23 protein-coding genes are annotated in these 19846 nt (G+C 67.2%); 6 read left to right on the top strand and 17 right to left on the bottom strand.

Annotated features, from left to right (window positions below; translation table 11 throughout):
• The first annotated feature begins 97 nt into the window (after positions 1–97).
• The gene (locus tag ACW18A_RS05475; RefSeq protein WP_492023789.1) at positions 98–1444 is read left to right on the top strand and encodes a GH1 family beta-glucosidase; all 1347 of its coding nucleotides are present in this window, start codon (positions 98–100) and stop codon (positions 1442–1444) included.
• Here ACW18A_RS05475 and ACW18A_RS05470 read toward each other — a convergent pair.
• Positions 1441–2967, bottom strand: a complete 1527-nt coding sequence (locus ACW18A_RS05470; RefSeq protein WP_492023788.1) for a carboxylesterase/lipase family protein — start codon at positions 2965–2967, stop codon at positions 1441–1443. The genes ACW18A_RS05475 and ACW18A_RS05470 overlap by 4 nt on opposite strands.
• 100 nt (positions 2968–3067) lie before the next feature.
• On the opposite strand from ACW18A_RS05470, the gene ACW18A_RS05465 reads away from it, so the two are divergent.
• Complete coding sequence (locus tag ACW18A_RS05465; protein ID WP_492023787.1) at positions 3068–3328, top strand: hypothetical protein; 261 nt, start codon at positions 3068–3070, stop codon at positions 3326–3328.
• A gap of 39 nt (positions 3329–3367) precedes the next feature.
• Positions 3368–3745, top strand: coding sequence for a response regulator (locus tag ACW18A_RS05460; RefSeq protein WP_492023786.1), 378 nt, complete (start codon positions 3368–3370; stop codon positions 3743–3745).
• Here ACW18A_RS05460 and ACW18A_RS05455 read toward each other — a convergent pair.
• The 14 genes from ACW18A_RS05455 to lspA all read right to left on the bottom strand — a co-directional run bounded on the left by ACW18A_RS05455 (position 3717) and on the right by lspA (position 16558).
• Positions 3717–5315 (bottom strand): phytoene desaturase family protein, encoded by a 1599-nt coding sequence (locus ACW18A_RS05455; protein WP_492023785.1) that lies wholly within the window; start codon positions 5313–5315, stop codon positions 3717–3719. The genes ACW18A_RS05460 and ACW18A_RS05455 overlap by 29 nt on opposite strands.
• Positions 5315–5947, bottom strand: coding sequence for a squalene/phytoene synthase family protein (locus ACW18A_RS05450; protein ID WP_492023784.1), 633 nt, complete (start codon positions 5945–5947; stop codon positions 5315–5317). Before ACW18A_RS05450 ends, ACW18A_RS05455 begins: the two co-directional genes overlap by 1 nt.
• A complete protein-coding gene (locus ACW18A_RS05445; RefSeq protein ID WP_492023783.1) occupies positions 5940–6557 on the bottom strand; it encodes a hypothetical protein in 618 nt (205 codons plus the stop codon). Before ACW18A_RS05445 ends, ACW18A_RS05450 begins: the two co-directional genes overlap by 8 nt.
• A gap of 197 nt (positions 6558–6754) precedes the next feature.
• A complete protein-coding gene (secF, locus tag ACW18A_RS05440) occupies positions 6755–7723 on the bottom strand; it encodes a protein translocase subunit SecF (protein ID WP_492024341.1) in 969 nt (322 codons plus the stop codon).
• Positions 7723–9318, bottom strand: a complete 1596-nt coding sequence (gene secD, locus ACW18A_RS05435) for a protein translocase subunit SecD (RefSeq protein WP_492023782.1) — start codon at positions 9316–9318, stop codon at positions 7723–7725. The genes secF and secD overlap by 1 nt, the downstream gene beginning before the upstream one ends.
• Positions 9319–9349: 31 nt before the next feature.
• Entirely contained in the window at positions 9350–9667 is a 318-nt protein-coding gene (gene yajC / locus ACW18A_RS05430; protein WP_492023781.1) for a preprotein translocase subunit YajC, read from the bottom strand.
• 113 nt (positions 9668–9780) lie between these two features.
• Positions 9781–10836: a peptidoglycan DD-metalloendopeptidase family protein gene (locus ACW18A_RS05425; protein WP_492023780.1), complete on the bottom strand. Its 1056-nt coding sequence runs from the start codon at positions 10834–10836 to the stop codon at positions 9781–9783.
• A 221-nt stretch (positions 10837–11057) separates the two neighbouring features.
• Positions 11058–11702 (bottom strand): protein-L-isoaspartate(D-aspartate) O-methyltransferase, encoded by a 645-nt coding sequence (locus ACW18A_RS05420; protein ID WP_492023779.1) that lies wholly within the window; start codon positions 11700–11702, stop codon positions 11058–11060.
• Between the two features lie 58 nt (positions 11703–11760).
• On the bottom strand, positions 11761–12633 hold the full coding sequence (gene surE / locus ACW18A_RS05415; protein ID WP_492023778.1) for a 5'/3'-nucleotidase SurE: 873 nt from the start codon (positions 12631–12633) through the stop codon (positions 11761–11763).
• Between the two features lie 198 nt (positions 12634–12831).
• Complete coding sequence (locus ACW18A_RS05410; RefSeq protein ID WP_492023777.1) at positions 12832–13200, bottom strand: hypothetical protein; 369 nt, start codon at positions 13198–13200, stop codon at positions 12832–12834.
• 233 nt (positions 13201–13433) lie between these two features.
• Entirely contained in the window at positions 13434–14870 is a 1437-nt protein-coding gene (gene serS, locus ACW18A_RS05405; RefSeq protein ID WP_492023776.1) for a serine--tRNA ligase, read from the bottom strand.
• A 75-nt stretch (positions 14871–14945) separates the two neighbouring features.
• Positions 14946–15167 (bottom strand): hypothetical protein, encoded by a 222-nt coding sequence (locus ACW18A_RS05400; protein ID WP_492023775.1) that lies wholly within the window; start codon positions 15165–15167, stop codon positions 14946–14948.
• Between the two features lie 222 nt (positions 15168–15389).
• Positions 15390–15956, bottom strand: a complete 567-nt coding sequence (locus ACW18A_RS05395) for a DUF3035 domain-containing protein (RefSeq protein ID WP_492023774.1) — start codon at positions 15954–15956, stop codon at positions 15390–15392.
• A 74-nt stretch (positions 15957–16030) separates the two neighbouring features.
• Positions 16031–16558: a signal peptidase II gene (lspA, locus tag ACW18A_RS05390; RefSeq protein WP_492023773.1), complete on the bottom strand. Its 528-nt coding sequence runs from the start codon at positions 16556–16558 to the stop codon at positions 16031–16033.
• 79 nt (positions 16559–16637) lie between these two features.
• On the opposite strand from lspA, the gene ACW18A_RS05385 reads away from it, so the two are divergent.
• From ACW18A_RS05385 to ACW18A_RS05375, 3 genes are read left to right on the top strand one after another with little or no spacing between them, the layout of a single operon-like run.
• Positions 16638–17507 (top strand): TIGR01459 family HAD-type hydrolase, encoded by an 870-nt coding sequence (locus ACW18A_RS05385; protein ID WP_492023772.1) that lies wholly within the window; start codon positions 16638–16640, stop codon positions 17505–17507.
• Between the two features lie 41 nt (positions 17508–17548).
• On the top strand, positions 17549–18001 hold the full coding sequence (locus ACW18A_RS05380; protein WP_492024340.1) for a MaoC family dehydratase: 453 nt from the start codon (positions 17549–17551) through the stop codon (positions 17999–18001).
• A 13-nt stretch (positions 18002–18014) separates the two neighbouring features.
• Positions 18015–18986: a bifunctional riboflavin kinase/FAD synthetase gene (locus tag ACW18A_RS05375; protein WP_492023771.1), complete on the top strand. Its 972-nt coding sequence runs from the start codon at positions 18015–18017 to the stop codon at positions 18984–18986.
• Here ACW18A_RS05375 and ACW18A_RS05370 read toward each other — a convergent pair.
• The gene (locus ACW18A_RS05370; protein ID WP_492023770.1) at positions 18934–19620 is read right to left on the bottom strand and encodes an ATPase; all 687 of its coding nucleotides are present in this window, start codon (positions 19618–19620) and stop codon (positions 18934–18936) included. The two genes, ACW18A_RS05375 and ACW18A_RS05370, sit on opposite strands and share 53 nt — an antisense overlap.
• Positions 19601–19843: a hypothetical protein gene (locus ACW18A_RS05365; RefSeq protein WP_492023769.1), complete on the bottom strand. Its 243-nt coding sequence runs from the start codon at positions 19841–19843 to the stop codon at positions 19601–19603. The genes ACW18A_RS05370 and ACW18A_RS05365 overlap by 20 nt, the downstream gene beginning before the upstream one ends.
• Positions 19844–19846 lie beyond the last annotated feature (3 nt).

Here is a 19846-nt window from a genome sequence, read left to right as displayed (position 1 = left end):
TTGGTCACGCGACGGAATTCTCCGGGCGTGACCCCACGGCATCGCTCCCCGGCTCCCCGCTGAAGCCTTCGTTCCGACCCCTGATGAAAGCCTTTCGATGATCGCCAACTACCAGTTTCCAGATGGTTTTCTGTGGGGCGCGGCGACGGCTGCCTATCAGATCGAGGGCTCGTCCATGGCGGACGGAGCGGGCGAGTCCATCTGGGATCGCTTCTGCCACATTCCCGGCAATATGAAGGACGGCGACACCGGCGACGTGGCCTGCGACCATTACAATCGCTGGCGCGAGGACGTCGAACTGATGAAGCGGCTGGGCCTGAAGGCCTACCGGTTCTCGGTCAGCTGGAGCCGGGTCATGCCGGACGGCACGGGGCGGCTGAACGAGGCGGGGCTCCGGTTCTACGACAACCTCATCGACGCCCTGATCGAGGCGGGAATCGAGCCGCTGTGCACCCTCTATCACTGGGATCTTCCGGCGGCACTCGATGATCGCGGCGGCTGGCTGAACCCCGACATCGCCGACTGGTTCGCCGACTACGGCCAGGTCCTGTTCGAACGATTCAAGGGTCGGGTGAAGACCTGGGGCACGATCAACGAGCCCTGGGTCATCGTCGACGGCGGCTACCTTCACGGCACCCTGGCCCCCGGCCACAGGTCCCACTACGAGGCCGTCATCGCCGGCCACAACGTCCTGCGCGCCCACGGCGCCGCCGTTCGTCGCTTCCGCGAAGTCGGCGAAGGCCGGATCGGCATCGTCCTCAACATCGAGCCCAAATACCCGGCCAGCGACAGGCCGGAGGACGAGGCCGCGCGCAAGCGCGCCGAGGCCCAGATGAACCGCTGGTTCCTGGATCCCCTGATGGGCCGCGGCTATCCAGCGGAGCTGCACGAAGTCTACGGCGACGCCATGCGCGACTTCCCGCCCGAAGACTTCGACCTGATCGCCACGCCGACCGACTGGATGGGTCTGAACTGGTACACCCGCGCGGTGCCCGAGAACGCGCCCGACGCCTGGCCCGTCCGCGCCCGGCCGGTGAAACAGGTCCAGCACGCTCACACCGAGACCGGCTGGGAGGTCTATCCCCCTGCCCTGACCGACACCCTGGTCTGGCTCCACGAACAGACCCATGGCCTGCCGCTGATGATCACCGAGAACGGCTCGGCCTGGTATGATCCGCCCCACGCCATCGACGGACGCATCCACGACCCGATGCGCGTCGACTATCTGAGGAACCATCTGAAGGCGGCCCATGACGCGCTCGGCAAGGGTGTGAAGCTTGAGGGCTATATGGCCTGGTCGCTGCTCGACAATCTCGAATGGTCACTGGGCTATTCGAAGCGGTTCGGCATCACCCACGTCAACTTCCTGACCCAGGAGCGGACGATCAAGGATTCGGGTTTGCTCTACGCCGAGGCGATCAGGACCAACGGCGCCTGCCTCTAGGGCCGGACCCGCGCGTAGAACTGCTCGATCAGATCGAGCCGCTCGGGGAACGGGACCGGTTTCCCGACCGGGCCGTCGTTGGTGAACTCCAGCAGCCGGTCGGGTTCGGCGCCGAACTCGGGCCACGCCGGTTGGTCGCCGCCGTTCGGATCGCCCGCCTTCGCGAAACTGGTCCAGTAGTCGGCCATGGCCGTGGCCGCCCGTTCGTCCCGCTCGCCCATCGGCCGCCCGACGGTGTGAAGATTGTCGAACACATAGGGCCGCTCCGACGCGTGGGTCGCGCCGCCGCTCGGCTCCGGGTTCGACCCGGGCACCACGTCGAACCGATAGAGCCAGGTCGGCTGTCCGGCTCGCGCATGCAGTCGCGCCAGATGTCGCGCCGGCTCGTTGAAGATCAGGTCGCTGACCACATGGGCGTCATAGCCCGCCTGACCGGAATAGGCAGCGACCAGGGCGTCATACTCAGCGTCGGTCATCGCGTCGTCGGTCCGGCCATAGGCACCGGCGTCCGTCGGCCGGATCCACCAGAACTCGGCGCTGTTGGTCCCGATCATCAGAGGGACGCGCGCCTGCCGTCCGGCCGCGAAGGCCTCGACCACATCCTCGGGCACGACCGTGCCGTCGACGACGAGATTGTCGCTGTACAAGGCCGGCATCGGCGACAGCAACCGCTCGGCGGGCAAGGCACGAAGGTCGTCCGCCGTCGCATCCGGCAACCCCGCCGACCGCGCGAAAGCGACACCCAGTGACTGGGCTGAGGGGCGCCCCGGACGGTCGTCGGCCAACAGCGCCGACCGTTGCCGCCCCAGAGCCGACTGCATCACGGCGCGCCGGAACAGACCGCGCGCAGCGGGCGCGACCATCAGCTGGGCGACTGCAACCCCTCCGGCCGACTCGCCGAAGAGGGTGACCTGCCCCGGATCACCGCCGAACGACGCGATATTGTCGCGTACCCATTCCAGGGCCGCGATCTGGTCCATCACCCCGTAGTTTCCGGCCGGCTCGTCAGACCGGCGCTCGAACGCCAGCGCCGGATGATCGAAGAACCCCAGCCGCCCGAGCCGGTAGTTGATCGTCACCACCACCACGCCGCGTCGCGCCAGATTCGCCCCGTCGTAGAGCGGCGGCGTGCCGGACCCGTTGTTGTATCCGCCGCCGTGAATCCAGACCATCACCGGCAGCGGCTCGGCGGCCCACGCCGACGGTCGCCAGACGTTCAGCGTCAGACAGTCCTCGCTCGCCGGTCCCGGCCCCACGCCCGGGTCGCCGTTGGCCGGCGCCTGGATGCAGATCGCGCCGACGCGGCTCGCATCCCGCTCTCCCGTCCACCCGGCAGGCGGCTGCGGCGGACGCCAGCGCAGGGCCCGGACAGGCGGCGCGGCGAACGGGATTCCCTTGAAGGAATCGATGTCGTCGGCCTGCAGCCCGACCAGCCATCCTTGCGCCACCTGGACTTGCGGATTGGCCGGAGGGACGGGTGACAGGGTCATCTGGGCGGTCAGGGCAAGAGTTGCGAGGAACATCCGGCGATCCTAACTGCACGGGTTCTTGAAACAATCATCACCGTGGTCGGGAACCAAAACTCGGGCTGAGCGCTCGTTCGGATTGGGGGAGACGTCACGCGTGCGGGCACTTGATCAGACGATAGACCTGGCGGCGACCTTCGAGGCCTGGAGCAACCCCTGTATGCCGCCGACGCCTGATCGGCGCTACGCCGGGATGAGCGCCGCCTGTCTCGCCGTGGTCGGCATGACGCGGGACAGATTGATGCAGCAGCAGATCTTCGAGGTCTTCACCGGCAGACCGACCGGGGCCGGGCCTGGAACGTCCGTCACGATCTGGCGAGCGAAGTCAAAAATGGCTACGCAAGCGACTGTTTTATAGCAGAATTCTGCATTCCACTCGATAGGGACAGGCAACAGCATGGCTGAGGGTTTGACGGGCCGCCGCATCCTTGTGGTCGAGGACGAGTCGCTGGTCGCCATGCTGCTGGAGACCATCCTCGAAGACATGGGCGCGGTGGCGGTCGGCACCGTCGCCACGGTCGACGAGGCGTTGGAAATCGTCGCCGGAGATCCCCTGCTGGACGCCGCCCTGCTGGACGTGAACGTGGCGGGCAAGCTGGTCTTCCCGGTCGCCGAAGCGCTGACCGCCAAGGGCATCCCGTTCGTCTTCTCGACCGGCTACGGCGAGGGCGGCCTGCCCGAGCAATGGCGCGGTCAGGCCACGATCCAGAAGCCCTTCACCGAGGACGTCGTGAGAGCGGCCCTGTTCAAGGCGCTGGGCGTCGCCCAGGTTTAAGGTCCTTCAGCACGGCCTTCGCCGCGTTATGGCCCGGCGCGCCGGTGACCCCGCCCCCCGGATGGGCCCCTGATCCGCACAGATAGAGGCCGGGTACGGGCATCCGGTGGTCGGCATGCCCCAGCACCGGCCGGGCACTGAACAACTGGTCCAGGGTCAGACGGCCATGGAAAATGTCGCCTCCCACCAGACCGAAGCGCCGCTCCAGATCGCGCGGGCCCAAGGCCAGCCGCCCCAGCACCGAGGCCTTGAAGCCCGGAGCGTGGGCCTCGACCGTCTCGATCATCAGGTCGGCCACCGTCTCGCGGTGTTCGTCGCCCAGCATCGGATCGACGTGCTGGCAGAACAGGCTGGCGACATGCTGTCCCGGCGGGGCCAGGCTGTCGTCCAGGGTCGACGGGATCAGCAGTTCGACGATCGGCCGTGACGACCAGCCGGTCAGCCGCGCCTCCGCATGGGCCCGGTCCATATAGGTCAGGCTGGGCGCGATGATGATGCCGGCCGTGTGGTGATCGCCGGGCTCCGGCAAGACCGTGAAGCGGGGCAATTCCGACAGGGCGACGTTCATGCGGAAGGTGCCCGAGCCCGAGGCATAGCGGCTCATCCGCTCGGTGAAATCCGCCGGGACGACGGCCGGATCGACCAGGCGTTCGAACAGCAACCGCGGATGCAGGTTCGACACGACGGCTCGACCGAGCACCGTGTCACCCGCCGTCGTCACCGCCCCGACCGCCCTGCCCTTTTCGGTCAGGACTTCCGTGACCTCGGTCTCCAGTCGGATCTCGACACCCTGTTCGCGACAGGCAGCCGCCATGGCCTGGGTGATCGCCCCCATGCCGCCGATGGCGTGGCCCCAGACGCCCTTGCGCCCATTCACCTCGCCGAAGACGTGGTGCAGCAGGACGTAGGCGGACCCGGGCGTATAGGGGCTGGCGTAGTTGCCCACGACGCTGTCGAACCCGAACAGGGCCTTGATCGGATCGCTCTCGAACCAGCCGTCCAGCCAGTCGCCTGCCGACTTGGCGAACAGGTCCAGCACATCGCGCCGTCCGGTCAGATCCAGCCCGCCAAGCCGTTTCGCCAGCGACGCTGACTTCAGCATCTCCGGCAGGGCCTCAAGCCAGCCGCCGGTCGGAAGATTCGGCGGCGTCTCCAGCACCAGCGCTCGCAGCACCGCCGCCACCGCCTCCAGCCGTGCCTCATACTCCGGCAGCCGCTCCGCATCCCGCGCCGAGAACCGCGCCACCTGCCCCTGGGTCCGCCCCTCCCCCGCCGTGAAATAGTCCCCGTCCAGCGGCAGGAAATTCGACATCCGCCGCTCGACGATCTTCAACCCATGGCGGGCCAGGTCCATGTCGCCGATCACCTTCGGGTTCAGCAGGCTGACGGTGTAGCTGGCGGTCGAATTGCGGAATCCGGGATGGAATTCCTCCGTCACCGCCGCTCCGCCGACGACGCCGCGCCGCTCCAGCACCGTGACCTTCAGACCGGCCCGCGCGAGGTAGAAGGCGCACACCAGCCCGTTGTGGCCCCCGCCGAGGATGACGACATCGGTCCCGGTCACCGCCATCAGATCCGTCCCCTAAGCGTCGCCCAGATCAAATTCAGCCGTTTGACTGAATCCGGTGCCCCGGTCGTCAACGCCGCGTGCGCCACGGCTGGAAAGGCCACGGCGGGAAGGTTCCGGAGCGCCCTATTCGCAGCCGGCCGCAAGGCGGCTGCCTCATCCTTGCGGCCTACCTGGAACAGCCCCCGGACCCGTCCGGCGTCGGCGACGGAGGCCTCATGGCCCGCTCCGGCCAGCACCCGCACAGCAGCCTGCATCGGCCCGACATAGAAGGCATCCAGATCGTGCGGCTCGCCATTCACCCTGTCGATATGCGCCTCGATCAGGGCGTCGAACGGTCCGCGGTCCAGGCTGCGACGCGCGACCAGATCGGTCAGGGCCTCCAGCACGGGATGGCCCTTCCTCGCGGTCCCTGAAAACACGCCGTCCATCTGCTCACGCCACCAGGCGTAACGCATCTCGGCCAACAGGGGCTGGGTCACCCGTGTGGGGATGCTCATCAGCTCCGCCTCGAACGCGTAGAGCGCGATCAGGTCCGCGCGCACCTGCGCATCGCCGACGAACCGGCTGGACAGCCAGCGGTCGGGATCGGCCTCGCGGACCTGATCGTCGAGACTGGTAGCCGGATCAGCCAAACAGGGTCTGGTACATCGCCATGGAGGTCAGCATGGGCAGGCTCAGCAGCAGGTTGGTGCGGCTGGCCAGCATGGCGATGCGCCCGGCCTTCGCCTTCTTGTCGTCGTCGACCACGACGATGCCCAGGGCCCGCTTCTGGTTCGGCCAGATGATGCCCCAGACGTTGAGGAACATCACGATGGCCAGCCAGACGCCGACACCCATCAGGGCGAAGCCCTGATCGCCCTGGACCAGACCCCCGGCGAAGCCGAAGCTCAGGACCTCCATCGAATAGACGTGGCCCTTCAGGAGCATGACCGCGACGCCCGCCAGCACGGTGAACAGGGCCGCCCAGCGGAACCAGAACAGGGCTTCCGGCGCGATGTATTTCGTCACGGCCGGCTTGAGCTCGCCCGGGATGGTCGGCATGACGCGGATCTGGACGAAGTTGAAATAGTACAGCAGCCCGATCCACAGGATGCCGAAGCCGACGTGGAACCAGCGGGCCACCGCCTGCCAGAACTGCAAGGCGTCGACCTCCGCAATCCGGAAGAAGGCGAAGATCATCACCGCCGCCAGCACGAGGCTGAGGATCAGTGTGTTCCTGAAATTCGAAAGCAGATTGGCCATGTGTTCGGTCCCCCCGAGTCGGTGTTTGTCGCTCACCCTAGCCTGTCTCCTCCCTGTCGCGAAGCGATGGGGAGGTGGCTCGTAGCGAAGCGAAGAGACGGAGGGGTTCTTGCCGCACGAAGAACTCCTCCGTCAGCTCGCAAGAACTCGCTGCCACCTCCCCGTTTGCCAAGCAGCGAACAGGGAGGAAACGATGTCTACGGCCGCGATGCCATGCCCAGCTTGATCGGCTTGGCGTCCTCGGCGAACTCGCCCCGTTTGACGCCCCACAGCAGGATGATCGGCGCGGCCACATAAACCGACGAATAGGTGCCGATGATGATGCCCGCCATCAGGGCGATGGAGAATCCGAACAGGGCGACGCCGCCGAAGACGGCCAGGGCCGCCAGCACCATGATCGCCGTGATCCCGGTGATGATGGTCCGTGACAGGGTCTCATTGATCGACAGGTCGATGACCTCGCGCAGCGGCATGGTCTTGTACTTGCGCAGGTTCTCGCGAAGACGGTCGAACACGACGACGGTGTCGTTCATCGAATAGCCGATAACCGTCAGAATGGCGGCGACCATGTTCAGGTTGAACTCCAGCCGGAACAGCACGATCAGGCCGAACACGAGGATCACGTCGTGGATCAGTCCGGCTACGGCACCGAATCCGAACTGGGGCTCGAACCGGAACCAGATGTAGGCGAACATGAGCACGATCGCCGCACCCAGGGCCATGAGCCCGGAAACGAACAGCTCGCCCGAGACCTTTGACCCGACGATGCTGACGCCGGAATAGGTGAGCTCGCCGACCTCGGCGCTTATGGCGTTCTGGACCCGCTCCACGGTCGCGGCCTGGGCCTCGCCCTCCGGAATCTGGAATCTCAGGATGGCGCTGGAATCGTCGTCAATGCCCTGCACGCCGACATCGCCCATCCCCAGGGTGTCGACCGCGCCGCGCACCTGCTCAAGGTCCAGCGTCCGACCGTCCGTGGTCGTCAGCTCCATCGCCGCGCCGCCTCGGAAATCGATCCCCATGTTCATGCCGGGATAGAAGACACTGACGATCGACGCGATGCACAGCACCGCCGACAGGGCACCGAAGAGTTTGGAGAAGCGGACGAACTGCAGGTTCGTCTTGATCGGAATGATCTTGATCAGGGGCCACCAGCTCATCGCAATCACTCCGCGATCGGCAGTTTTTTGGGTCTGGCCGTCTTGAGCCAGTAAGCCAGCAGCACCTGTGCCACCAGCACCGAGGCGAACACCGAGGTGAACACCCCGATGGTCAGGGTCCAGGCGAAGCCACGCACAGGGCCGGCACCGAAGATGAACATGATCAGGGCCGCTACCAAAGTCGTCAGGTTGGCGTCCAGGATCGTGCCCCAGGCCTTGTTGAAGCCTGCGTCCATCGACGCGATGACCGAGCGCCCAGCCCGCGCTTCGTCGCGCATCCGCTCATAGATCAGCACATTGGCATCCACCGCCACTGCGAATGTCAGGATCAGGCCCGCAATGCCTGGCAGGGTAAGCGTAGCCTGGGTCAAGGACATCGCAGCGACGATCAGCAGGCCGTTCAACAGCAGGCCGAGCACCGAGATGCCGCCGAACAGCAAGCCGTAGGACAGGATCATGAAGACCAGAATGATGACGAAGCCGATCGCGGTCGACAGGGCTCCGGCGGCCACCGCATCGGCGCCGAGTTCGGCGGTCACGGTGCGGCGTTCCTCGACCGACAGCGGAGCCGGAAGGGCGCCGCCGTTCAGCAGGTTCACCAGTTCGGACGCCTCCTGGATCGAGAAATTGCCGGTGATCTGACCGGATCCATCGACAATGGGCGTCTGGATCGTCGGTGCCGAAATGACCTTGCCGTCCAGAATGATGGCGAAGGGTTTGCCGATATTCGCCGTGGTCGCTTCACGGAACCGGGCTCCACCACGGCTGTCAAAGCGGAAACCGATCGCGGGCCGGCCGCTCTGATCGGCGTCGACCGTCGCCCGGGTCAGGTTCTCGCCCGAGACCAGCACGCGTTTCTTGACCAGATAGGGGGTGATCCCGTCGGGACCCAGCAGCAGTTGCGAATCCGGCGGCACGCGGCCGGCGACTGCGTCCTCGACCGAGTTCTCGGCATCGACCATCTGGAACGTCAGTTGCGCCGTCTGGCCGATGACCCGTTCCAGGGCAGCGGGATCGCTCTCGCCGGGGGCCTGGACGACGATCCGTTCGGCACCCTGGCGGGTGATGGAGGGTTCCCGGGTGCCCAGGCTGTCGATGCGGCGGCGCACGACCTCGATGGACTGGTCCACCGCCGTCGCGCCCATCGAATCCAGGGTCGCCTGGGTGAAGGCGAGGCGAACGCGGTCGTTTCCGACGCGCTGGACCTGACGTTCCGCGGCACCGCTGGCGTTCACCGGGCCGATCAGGCCCTGCAGCGCCGTATAGGCCGCGTCCTGACGGGTCGGGTCGGCCAGTGTGATGATCGCGCCCCCGGCTTCGCGCGAGATCTGGTTGGTGGCGATCCCGTCCCCGCGCAGGGTGACACGGACATCCTCGATCAGGTTGTCGACGCGCTTGGTGCGCATCGCGGCCACGTCGACTTCCAGCAGCAGATAGGATCCGCCCTGCAGGTCGAGACCCAGGTTCAGGGCGTTCTTGGGCAGCCAGCCCGGCAAGGACGCGCGCTGGGCCGGCGACAGGGCGTTCGGGAAGGCCAGCAGCACGCCGAAGACGAGCGCAAGCACGACCAGGATGATCTTCCAGCGCGACAGCTGAATCATGGACGGGGGTTCCGGTTCAGCGAGCCGAGGCTCACGCCTTGGCGTCGTTGGCGGCGATGGCGGTGCGGTTGCGGACCTCGGCGATCAGGCTCTTGACCACGCGGACGTTGACGCTCGGGGCGATCTCGACGTTGACCTCGGTCTCTTCGACGCGGGTCACCTTGCCGATCAGGCCCGACGACAGGACGATGGTGTCGCCGCGCTTCACGGCCGCGATCAGGGCCGCATGTTCCTTGGCGCGCTTCTGCTGCGGACGGATCAGCAGGAAGTAGAACAGGACGAAGATCGCGACGAACGGCAGGAACTGCACGATCATGGCCATCAGGCCGCCTTCACCAGTGGGTGTCATTTGGTCGTTCCCCGGGGAATGAGGCAGCCGCTTCCGGGCGCCCGTTTAAAACAAGGCGCGGAACCTAGGGCCGAGACTCCGGGATTGCAACGCGGCGTGTTGGTTCGGCGTCCCTACCGTGGCAAAACGGTCAATGGATCGATGGCGGTCGGCTGATCGGCCTGCATCCGACGGGTCTCGAAATGCATCGAAGGACGCCCGTCGCCGGCGGTCAGACCGACCGTGCCGATCTGCTGGCCCGCCCGCACATCGGCTCCGTCATCGACCGTGGCCGAGCCCAGATGGCTATAGCTGGTGCGCCAGCCATCCCGGTGCGTGATGATGACGGTGAGCCCCAACTCCACGATGTCACCGATATAGGCAACTCGACCTCCGGCCGCCGCGACCACCGGGGCGCCTGCCGCCGCTCCGATATTGATGCCGTTGTTGCGTTCGCCCAGACCGACAGGGCCAAACCGACGGAGGATGTCACCGCGCACCGGCCACTGGAACACGGCGGGTCCCGGGGGGGCTACGCCCGTTGATCCGGTCGAAGCGGGTTGTCGCGCGGGCAGCGGCGCAGCCGGGTTGCCGGACGGCGGCGGGGGCGGCGGGGGAATCACCCCGTTCTCGGGCACCATCACACCGACCGGCGCGGGCCCGGTCGCATAGGGGTCGGATCCCGTGTCGAGCGCGCTGTCGGGCAGGATGATCGACTGACCCACGGTGATCGCGCCGCGCGGCCCCAGGCCGTTCAGATCGATCAGATTCTGCACCGGCGTCTGGAAGCGGCGCCCGACGCCCGAGATGGTGTCGCCCGGCTGGATGACATAGGCCGCGCCCGCATTGACGCTCATCGGCGCGCCGGGCGTCACATAGGACGGCGAGGTCGCGGGCGGCAGCGGGGTGTAGGCCGGGGACGGCGGATAATTGTTCGAAGCCGACGACGAAGGCGGCGGCAGGGCTCCGCCCTCGATCCGCTCGGTCGGCGCGGTCATCGGCGGCGGTGCCTCATAGACCGGCGGCTGCGGCTGGGCACCGTAGGGATCGGCCGGGCGCACGCCGGTCGCGCCATAGCCGTCCATCGGCCGCGTCGAATACCGCGGGGCCTCCGGATAGCTGGCGCAGGCCGTGGCCGCCATCCCGGCGAAGGCGATCGCCGCCGCCCTGATCCAGTTCGAAATGCTCATCCGCCGCTCCCCGTTCACCCTGCCCGACATGCCCCGCCGTCAACCATAAGCCAACCCGCCAAAGCGCGCCAAAGTGGGGCGGAGAGGTTAACGGGGGTCGAGGCAGTAGGCAGTAGGCAGTAGGCAAAGGGGGCACAACGCCGTGTTTCAGACATCGGCAGCGACCCCGGCATCCTTGCTCTAACTGCCTACTGCCTACTGCCTACTGCCTGCTGCCTTGCCTACCCCTCCTTGGCCGTCCCCTCGACGAGGGGCACGAACCGGACCTCGCACAGGCTCTCGCGGCGGAAGCTCCCGTCCTCCTGCCCCGTATAGCGATGCAGCATCTGCACCGAGGTCCGGCCCACGGGCGCGACCAGCACCCCGCCGGGCTTCAGCTGTTTCAGCAGTTCGGTCGGTTCGTTGGGCGAGGCTGCGGTGACCATGATCCGGTCGAACGGCGCCTGTTCCGGCCAGCCCAGCCCCCCGTCGGAGTGCCGGGTGATGACATTGTCGATCTCCAGCCGCCGCAACTTCGCCTCCGCCTCGACCAGCAGGCTGCGGTAGCGTTCGACCGAATAGACATAGCGCGCCAGCCGCGACAGCACCGCGCACTGGTAGCCGCTGCCGGTGCCGATCTCGAGCACCCGGTGGCGCGGCTCGACTTCCAGCGCCTGGGTCATCAGGCCGACGATATAGGGCTGGGAGATCGTCTGGGCGCAGTCGATCGGCAGGGCCTGATCCTCCCACGCCTGATCGAGGAATTTCTGGTGCACGAACACGGCGCGGTCGATCGATTCCATCGCCGCCAGCACCTTGGGATCGGTGACCCCCTGCTGCCGCAGCGACAGGATCAGCCGCCCCGCCCGGTCATCCTTGAGGTTCATTCTCCCCCCCCTGGGGGGAGAGGCCTCGCGCTGGCGAGGCCGAGGGGGGCGTGTCCGTTCAAACGGCCCCCCCTCTGGACGCTTCGCGTCCTGTCTCCCCCCGGCGGGGGGAGATTTCCTTCGGCGGCGCCCCACCCAGCACCCCCTTCAGGTCGTGGACGCTGGCCCGGTGCGTCAGGTCGATATGCAGCGGCGTGACCGAGATCTTGCCGTCGTCCATGGCGCGCAGGTCGGTGCCTGGCGCATGGTCCTGTTTCGACCCCCGGAAGCTCATCCAGTAGTAGTCGCGGCCACGCAGGTCGGTGCGCTTGACCGCGTGCATCTCTCCGGCCTGGCGGAAGCCCTGCACGGTCACCTCGACCGCCTTGACCGCCTCGGGCGGCCGCGCCGGGAAGTTCAGGTTCATCACCACCCCGTCCTGCCAGGTCTCGGCCAGCAGCCGGCTGATGATCGCCGGGGCATAGGCCTCGGCCGTCTCCCAGTGGGCGTTGACCTCGTCGTGGAACCGCTCCAGCGACTGCGACAGGGCGATCGAGCGGATGCCGAAGGCCATCCCCTGCAGGGCCCCGGCGACCGTGCCGGAATAGGAGCAGTCCTCGCCGACATTGTGCCCGCGATTGACGCCCGACAGCACCAGATCCGGCCTGGCGTCCATCAGGTCGTTGACGGCCAGGACGACGCAGTCGGTCGGCGTGCCCGTGACCGAGAACCGCCTGTCCCCGAACCGGTTGACCCGCAGCGGCTCGGTCAGGGTGATCCCCCGCCCCTTGCCCGACTGTTCCTCGTGCGGCGCGACCACCCATATTTCGTTGGGGCTATCGCGCGTCGCGCGACTTGAGCCCAGGTCGTCCAACAGGGTCCGCGCGATCCGCTCCAGACAGGCCAGGCCCTCGGCCTCGATGCCGTCGTCGTTGGTCAGCAGGATGCGCATCTTTTCTTTCGTCATTCCGGGCGAAGCGCAGCGGAGACCCGGAACCCAGCGGCGCCGAAGCGAAGCGAAGGCGAAATGTCTCAGCGAGCGCGTGCGCGACAGTTTCGCGCTCTCGCGCGCCGCTGGATTCCGGGTCTGCGGCGCTGCGCGCCTCCGCCCGGAATGACGAAAACGGGGCTGATCCGCAAGGGCAGCTGACTACTGGATGACGGCGATGTCCGTGCCCAGGATCACGACGGCACCCTCGCACTCGTTGCGCAGGACCGATCCCTCGTACTCATAGCGATCGCCCGGAAGGTCGTCGGACCATGCCATCGTCGTGCCGGTGACGCGCACCTTCTGGCGGCCGATGGTCGCGGCCGACATCCGTTGCAGGTCCCGCGGCAGGGCACCCGAGACGCAGGGCCTGCTCCTGCCCGCGACATAGCGGTTCTGGTTCTCGACCAACTGGAATTCCTCGCCCGAGAAATTGATCCAGCCTTCGAAGGTGATCGGCGGGGCGGGCTGGACCTCGGCCGTGACGGGGGCAGCCAGCGTCAGGGCCAGGGCTGCAAGGATCATCTTCATCTCGGGACTCCCTTGGTTTCAGAGGCCAACATTAGCCGACCATCCATCGCAAGTCCTTCTCCCCTTGCGGGAGAAGGTGGCCGACCCCGGGCTTGACCCGGGGGAGGTCGGATGAGGGGTGACACCGGGCCGTCGAATGGGCGGTCGGTGGCGGTCACCGGCGAGACCGGGAGTCACCCCTCATCCGCCCCTCCGGGGCACCTTCTCCCGCAAGGGGAGAAGGAGACTGAACCTCAACCGACGTGGGTCGCCCCGCCCATATACGGCAGCAGGGCCGCCGGCACGGCGATCCGCCCGCCCTCGTCCTGATAGTTCTCCATGATCGCCACCAGCGTCCGCCCGACCGCGAGGCCCGAGCCGTTCAGCGTGTGCACGAACTCCGGCTTGCCCTCCTTGCGCTTGAACCGCGCGTCCATCCGCCGCGCCTGGAAGTCCCCGCAGTTCGAGACCGAGCTGATCTCGCGATAGGTATTCTGGCTCGGCAGCCAGACCTCCAGGTCGAACGTCTTCCGTGCCGAAAAGCCCATGTCGCCCTTGCACAGCAGCATGCGGCGATAGGGCAGTTCCAGCTTCCGAAGGACCACCTCGGCGCAGGTGACCATCCGCTCGTGTTCTTCGTCGGACTGGTCCGGCGTGGTGATGGAGACCAGCTCGACCTTGTGGAACTGGTGCTGGCGGATCAGCCCTCGCGTATCCCGCCCCGCCGACCCCGCCTCGGCCCGGAAACAGGGCGTCAGGGCCGTGAGCCGCAACGGCAGCTCCTCCTCCGGCGTGATCTGCTCGCGCACGAGATTGGTCAGGGAGACCTCGGCGGTGGGGATGAGATAAAAGTTGCGCTCCGCCGCATAGGTGCCGCCTCCTCCACGGAGGACGTCGATGAAGAACTCGTCGAAAAAGTCATTGAGATCAGGAAGCGCATCACTTCCTTCGAAGGCACCCCATTTCTCGATCATCGCCTTCTTCAGCGACTCGACCGATTCAGCGGAGACGGTCGTTGCAGTAGCGAACAAGTCCTCTTCAAACTTGGGGAGTTGGCCTGTGCCGAACATTGAATGTCCGCGCACCAGATACGGCGGATTGACCTCCAGATAGCCGTGCTCGGTCGTCTGCACGTCGAGCATGAACTGGCCGATGGCGCGTTCCAGCCGCGCCAGCCCGCCCTTCAGCACCGCGAACCGCGCGCCCGACATCCGGGCTGCCGCCTCGAAGTCCAGCAGGCCCATGGCCTCGCCGAGGTCGGCGTGATCCTTGGCCGGTCCACCGGCGCGCGGCGTGCCCCAGCGCGCGGTCTCGACATTGCCCGCCTCGTCCTCGCCGTCCGGCACGTCGTCGGCCGCGAGGTTCTTCTGCGCCGCCAGCAGGTCGCGCAGCGCCCTGCCTTTGGCCGCCTCGACCTCGCCGTGGCCGGCGATGTCGCCCTTGAGCGTTTCCACCTCGGCCTTCAGCCGGTCGGCCTCCTCCATGTCCTTGCGGCCCATGGCGGCACCGATCAGTTTGGAGGCGGCGTTGCGCTTGGCCAGCGCCTCCTGCCCCGCCGTCTGGGCGGCCCGCAGTTCGGTGTCGAGGCCCAGGATCCGGTCGACCAGCGCCTGCGCATCCTCCACGCCGCGCGACGACCAGCCGGCGACGAAATGACCGGGGTTGTCCCGGATGGCTCGGATATCGTGCATGGGGCGGTCTTTGGGGCAGGCTTCAGGAAAGCGGATGCTCTAGCGGGCGTCGCCGCATGGGGCAAACGCCCCCGCCTACCCGAGGTCCATCACCAGACAGGTCGAGGTCGCCGTCGCATACAGTTTGCCGTCGAGACCCTTCAGGTCCGCCTCGGCGAAGCCCGCCGGCCCATCCTCGACCTCGGTCATACGATAGTCCAGCGTCCGCGCGATCGGCGCGGTGTCCCGGTCCGCCAGGAAGCCGAGCCGCAGTTGTTCGATGCCCGACAGGTGGCTGAGAGTGCGAAGGTCGATCATGCGAAGGTCCCGGGAGACGTCCGGTTGCAATAAGGACTGTCTCGCAACCAATGCAAGCCAATCCTCCCCCGCTGGGGGTCGACGCAGACGCAGCGGAGCTGCGGCAAGGAGGGGACCACGAAGTGGTGGAGGGGGCCAGCCGCACATGCCGGAGTCCGGGGCTGCCCCCTCCACCGCGAAGACGCGGTCGATGGCTCCCCCGATGGGGGAGGATTGAGTGTCTTAAAGACCCGGCAGCTTGAACCCGCTCGAGCGGCGCGGCGCGATCACGATGGTGCCCTGCGTGCCGGTCAGCGCCTGCAGTCGAGCGTTCTCGCTGGCGGCGTCGATGGTGACGGCACCCTGGGCCGTCTGGGTCTGGGTCGGGGCCTGGGTGGCCGAGTCGTCGCGACGCCAGAACAGAATGCGGTTGGCGAAGCTCTCTTCCTTGTGCGCCAGGTCGCCGAACTCGTCGTCGACGACATAGCGGGCCAGGGGGTCGGCGCGATCGGCGCCGGCCGCGGTGACGAAGGCCTGTTCGCCCGCGCTGCGGGTGACGGCCTGACGCTGGCCCAGAAGAATCTGGCGGGCGGCGCTTTCCGGCGCCAGCTCCTGCGGGCGCGGCTGGCCCGGCGCGGGCGGACGAAGGCCGTATTCCGGCGGAACGGTCAGCGGGGCAGAGGCCACGGTCAGGAACTCGTCGGGCACGACCTTGGTCAGGCCGATGGACTGGCGCAGGCCCCCACAGGCGGTCAGGGCGACGGCCGAGACGGCGATGGCGGAAACGGTCAGGATACGGGCGGTTCGCATGGGTCGGTTCGGCTCCGGCGCGGATACAGCGCCCAGGTCAGACGAGTGTGAGGCGTTCAGGAAAGAGCGGGTGATTACGCCTTTTCGTGGGCCGCGCCAACGGCCTGCGTCCGTTCCGACATCACGCTGTCCAGAATCAGCAGCAGGACGCCGATGGTGATGGCGCTGTCGGCGATGTTGAAGACCCACGGAAACACGCCGGTCCCCGAGAAATCGATGAAGTCCACGACATATCCAAACTGGATCCGGTCGATGGCGTTGCCCAGGGCGCCGCCGATCACCAGGCCGATGGCCGCGACAAGGGTGCGGCGTTCCGCCCTGAGCGCCCACCAGATCAGCGCGCCCGCAACGAGCAGGGAGAAGATGCTCAGCGCCCAGCGGGCCTCTCCGCCGCCGAACAGGCCGAAGCTGACGCCGGTGTTGCGGACCATGGTGATGTCCAGGATGCCCGGAATCACCTCGGCGAACCGATAGCCCGACGGGATCATCGACGGATCCGACACGTCGGCGGATCCGAGAACCCAGTATTTCGTCAGTTGGTCCAGCAGGATGACGAGGAGGGCCAATCCATAGGCCGCCCAGGCGATACGAGGAATTTTCATGCGGGTCGGTTAGCAGGCCCGGCGCCCGCCGCCAAACCCTCGCTTCACCCTTTCGCACGGACGGGCTAGTCACCCCTGCATGATCCTCCCCACTGCCCTCCCGGCCCTCAGCGCCGTCGCCGCCGACTATGACGTCCTGCTGTGCGACGTCTGGGGCGTAATCCACAACGGCCGGGAGAGCTGGCCCGAGGCCTGCGAGGCCCTGACGAAATTCAATCAACAGGGCGGTCACGTCGTCCTGATCTCCAACTCGCCGCGCCCGTCCCACGATGTCGTCGCCCAGCTCGACCATCTCGGCGTCCCCCGCGACAGCTGGAAGGCCTTCGTCACCTCGGGCGACGCCACCCGGATGGAACTGGCCCGCCGCGCCCCCGGCCCCGCCCTGATCATCGGTCCCGCCCGCGACGACATCCTCTACGAAGGCCTGAACCTGCAGCGCGCGACCGGCGTGGCCGACGCCGCCTTCCTGTCCGTCACCGGCATGATCGACGACGAGACCGAGACGCCCCAGCACTATCTCGAACAGCTGTCCGAGGCCGCCTCGCGCGATCTGGAGCTGATCTGCGCCAACCCAGACCGCATCGTCCAGCGCGGCGACACAATCATCTACTGCGGCGGCGCCCTGGCCGATGTCTATGAGTCGCTCGGCGGCCGGGTGACCATGGCCGGCAAGCCCTTCGGCCCGATCTACGCCCTGGCCCTGACCGAGGCGGAACAGCTGATGGGCAGGCCCGTCGACCGCGCCCGCGTCCTCTGCATCGGCGACGGCGTCATCACCGACGTCCTCGGTGCCAACCGGCAGGCGCTCGACTGCCTGTTCATCGCCCAGGGCATCCACGGCGACGCCGCGCGAGGCGACAACGGCCTGATCGATCCCGCCCGCGCCGCCGCCCTTCTGACGCCCGAGACGGCCTGGGCCCGCTACGCTGCACTTGATCTGAAGTGGTAGTTCTCGCCAAATCGGCGAAGCGCGTCTAACACCATCGGATGATTACCGGACCTCACCCCTCGGGCGGCTACATCCTCGAAGAACTCTCGCCCGGCATGGTGGCCGTCAAGGACGTGATCATCACCGAGGACCGCATCCAGCAGTTCGCCGAGGCCTCCGACGACTTCAATCCGGTCCATATGGACGAGGCCTTCGCGTCGAAGACCGCCTATCGCGGCAGGATCGCCCACGGTCTGCTCAGCGCCTCGTTCGGCTCGGCCGTGGTCGGCACCATCCTGCCCGGCGCCGGGGCGATCTATCTGTCCCAGAACCTCGCCTTCCACAAACCGGTCCGGATCGGCGACGTGGTGACAGCCCGGATCACCGTCGCCGCCGTCGATGCCGAGTCGGCCCGCGTCACCCTGCTGACCGAGGGCTATGTCGGGGACGAGCTGATCATGGGGGGCGAGGCGATCGTACGCGTTCCCCGCCGCCGCCGCCCCGCCAGGGACTGACCGAGGCCCGACCGTGCCCATCGAGATCATCCGCGACTGGCGCGACCTGCCCGACTCGCAGCGCGGTGCTGCCGCCGCCCTCGGCGCGTTCGACGGCGTCCACCGGGGGCATCAGGCGGTGATCGCCTCGGCCCGCGAGGCCGCCGACCGCCTCAAGGCCCCTCTCGCCGTCGTCAGCTTCGACCCGCACCCGCGCCGCTGGTTCCAGCCCGACGCCGCCCCCTTCCGCCTGATGACGGCCGGCCAGATGGCACGCGCGCTCGAACCTCTGGGCGTCGACCGACTCTATCTCCTGCCCTTCGACGCCGACATGGCCGCCATGTCGGACGAGGCGTTCGCGGTCGATGTGCTGTCGGGCCGGCCTCAAACAGCGCCAGGCGCGGCAGGCCACAAGGATGGCCTGGGCCTGGTCCACGCCTCGGTGGGTTTCGACTTCACCTACGGCAAGGGCCGCACCGGTTCGCCCGAGGCCCTCGCCCGCAGCGGCCGCCATCTGGGCTTCTCGGTCGCCGTCACCGAACGGGTCGACGACAGGGGCGGCCTGAAGCTGTCGTCCAGCGCCGTGCGCGAGGCCCTCAACGCCGGCGACATGGCCCGCGCCGCCGCCATCCTCGGCCGTCCTTTCGCCATCGAGGGCGAGGTCGTCCACGGCGAAAAGCGCGGGCGCACCATCGGCATTCCCACCGCCAACGTCCGCCTCGGCGACTACATGCGCCCGGCCTACGGGGTCTATGCGACCCGGACCCGCCTGCCGGATGGCCGCGTCATCGACGGCGTCGCCAACCTCGGCGTCCGCCCGATGTTCGAGATCGCCGAACCCCTGCTCGAGGTCTGGCTGTTCGACTTCGAGGGCGACCTCTACGGCCAGACGGTCGAAACCGAGCTCGTCGCCCTCCTGCGCGGTGAACTGCATTTTGACAGTCTGGACGCCCTCAAGACCCAGATCGCGGCCGACGCGGCGGCGGCGAGAGCTGTGCTGGCCTAAAAGCCGCTCGGTAATCGTCGGCGAAGCCCGGCGACGACTGATCGATGGCCGACACGACTTCCGGGATCATTCGGCCATAGGCGATCATCTCGTCCGGTGATTTCGAGAACACCAGGCGGGGGCGGGCCCCGGAGTTATCGTAAATCTCGACGTAATCGGCCGTCGTCAGGAACCACGGCAACTGGCCGAGGGACTTGGTTCGGCGATTCCGGATGCGATCCTCGGGCACAGGGTGCCCACCCTTCTCGACTCGTGTCGCGACCCGCTCGATATTGGTCTCGACGCTCTCAAGATAGACGTAGATCAGTTTCACCGCGAAACCGCGACTTTGTGCACGCTGGACCAGCGCCTGATACTTGGGGGTCGAGAGCACGGTTTCGACGCCTACGGTCTGGTGGGCTTCCACGGAGGCGTACAGCCAGTCTTCGATACGCTGTACGGCTTGGAGGTTGGCCGGCCAGCTTTCCAGACCTTCCTGTTCTCCGATTCGCTTGGCCAAAAGGTCAGGGTTGATAATCCAGACAGCACCCAGCGGTTCGTCGACGGCGGACATGCCATAGGCGCTGCTTTTGCCGGACCCATTCGGTCCCGCAATGATCCAGAGCGTAGGTCGCTTAGCGTCCGCCCCGGACACCCGACGCCGATCCGAAGAGACGCTTGTTCTCTTCGCGCGCAGCTTCAACGTTCTTGGTGAAGACGTAGAGGAAGTCCTTGCCGAAATCCGGACTGTTCGCGTCTATCGCCCGGATGGTTACCTTCTCGCCATTCGGCGTGGTCACGCGACGAGTCGTGACCCCGGCCGGTTTTTTCCCGGCTCGACCTGCATTTTTGCCTTTGATGATCTGGACGTCGGTCATGAC

Source organism: Brevundimonas sp. AVps5 (assembly GCF_058681515.1).
This window is presented reverse-complemented; position numbering and strand designations above follow the sequence as displayed.

Bases quoted from the DNA above. Each gene is read 5' to 3' on its own strand.
- ACW18A_RS05475 (WP_492023789.1), top strand. From the start codon at position 98: ATGATCGCCAACTACCAGTTTCCAGATGGTTTTCTGTGGGGCGCGGCG.
- ACW18A_RS05470 (WP_492023788.1), bottom strand. From the start codon at position 2,967: ATGTTCCTCGCAACTCTTGCCCTGACCGCCCAGATGACCCTGTCACCC.
- ACW18A_RS05460 (WP_492023786.1), top strand. From the start codon at position 3,368: ATGGCTGAGGGTTTGACGGGCCGCCGCATCCTTGTGGTCGAGGACGAG.
- ACW18A_RS05455 (WP_492023785.1), bottom strand. From the start codon at position 5,315: ATGGCGGTGACCGGGACCGATGTCGTCATCCTCGGCGGGGGCCACAAC.
- ACW18A_RS05445 (WP_492023783.1), bottom strand. From the start codon at position 6,557: ATGGCCAATCTGCTTTCGAATTTCAGGAACACACTGATCCTCAGCCTC.
- secD (WP_492023782.1), bottom strand. From the start codon at position 9,318: ATGATTCAGCTGTCGCGCTGGAAGATCATCCTGGTCGTGCTTGCGCTC.
- yajC (WP_492023781.1), bottom strand. From the start codon at position 9,667: ATGACACCCACTGGTGAAGGCGGCCTGATGGCCATGATCGTGCAGTTC.
- ACW18A_RS05425 (WP_492023780.1), bottom strand. From the start codon at position 10,836: ATGAGCATTTCGAACTGGATCAGGGCGGCGGCGATCGCCTTCGCCGGG.
- ACW18A_RS05420 (WP_492023779.1), bottom strand. From the start codon at position 11,702: ATGAACCTCAAGGATGACCGGGCGGGGCGGCTGATCCTGTCGCTGCGG.
- surE (WP_492023778.1), bottom strand. From the start codon at position 12,633: ATGCGCATCCTGCTGACCAACGACGACGGCATCGAGGCCGAGGGCCTG.
- ACW18A_RS05410 (WP_492023777.1), bottom strand. From the start codon at position 13,200: ATGAAGATGATCCTTGCAGCCCTGGCCCTGACGCTGGCTGCCCCCGTC.
- serS (WP_492023776.1), bottom strand. From the start codon at position 14,870: ATGCACGATATCCGAGCCATCCGGGACAACCCCGGTCATTTCGTCGCC.
- ACW18A_RS05400 (WP_492023775.1), bottom strand. From the start codon at position 15,167: ATGATCGACCTTCGCACTCTCAGCCACCTGTCGGGCATCGAACAACTG.
- ACW18A_RS05395 (WP_492023774.1), bottom strand. From the start codon at position 15,956: ATGCGAACCGCCCGTATCCTGACCGTTTCCGCCATCGCCGTCTCGGCC.
- lspA (WP_492023773.1), bottom strand. From the start codon at position 16,558: ATGAAAATTCCTCGTATCGCCTGGGCGGCCTATGGATTGGCCCTCCTC.
- ACW18A_RS05385 (WP_492023772.1), top strand. From the start codon at position 16,638: ATGATCCTCCCCACTGCCCTCCCGGCCCTCAGCGCCGTCGCCGCCGAC.
- ACW18A_RS05365 (WP_492023769.1), bottom strand. From the start codon at position 19,843: ATGACCGACGTCCAGATCATCAAAGGCAAAAATGCAGGTCGAGCCGGG.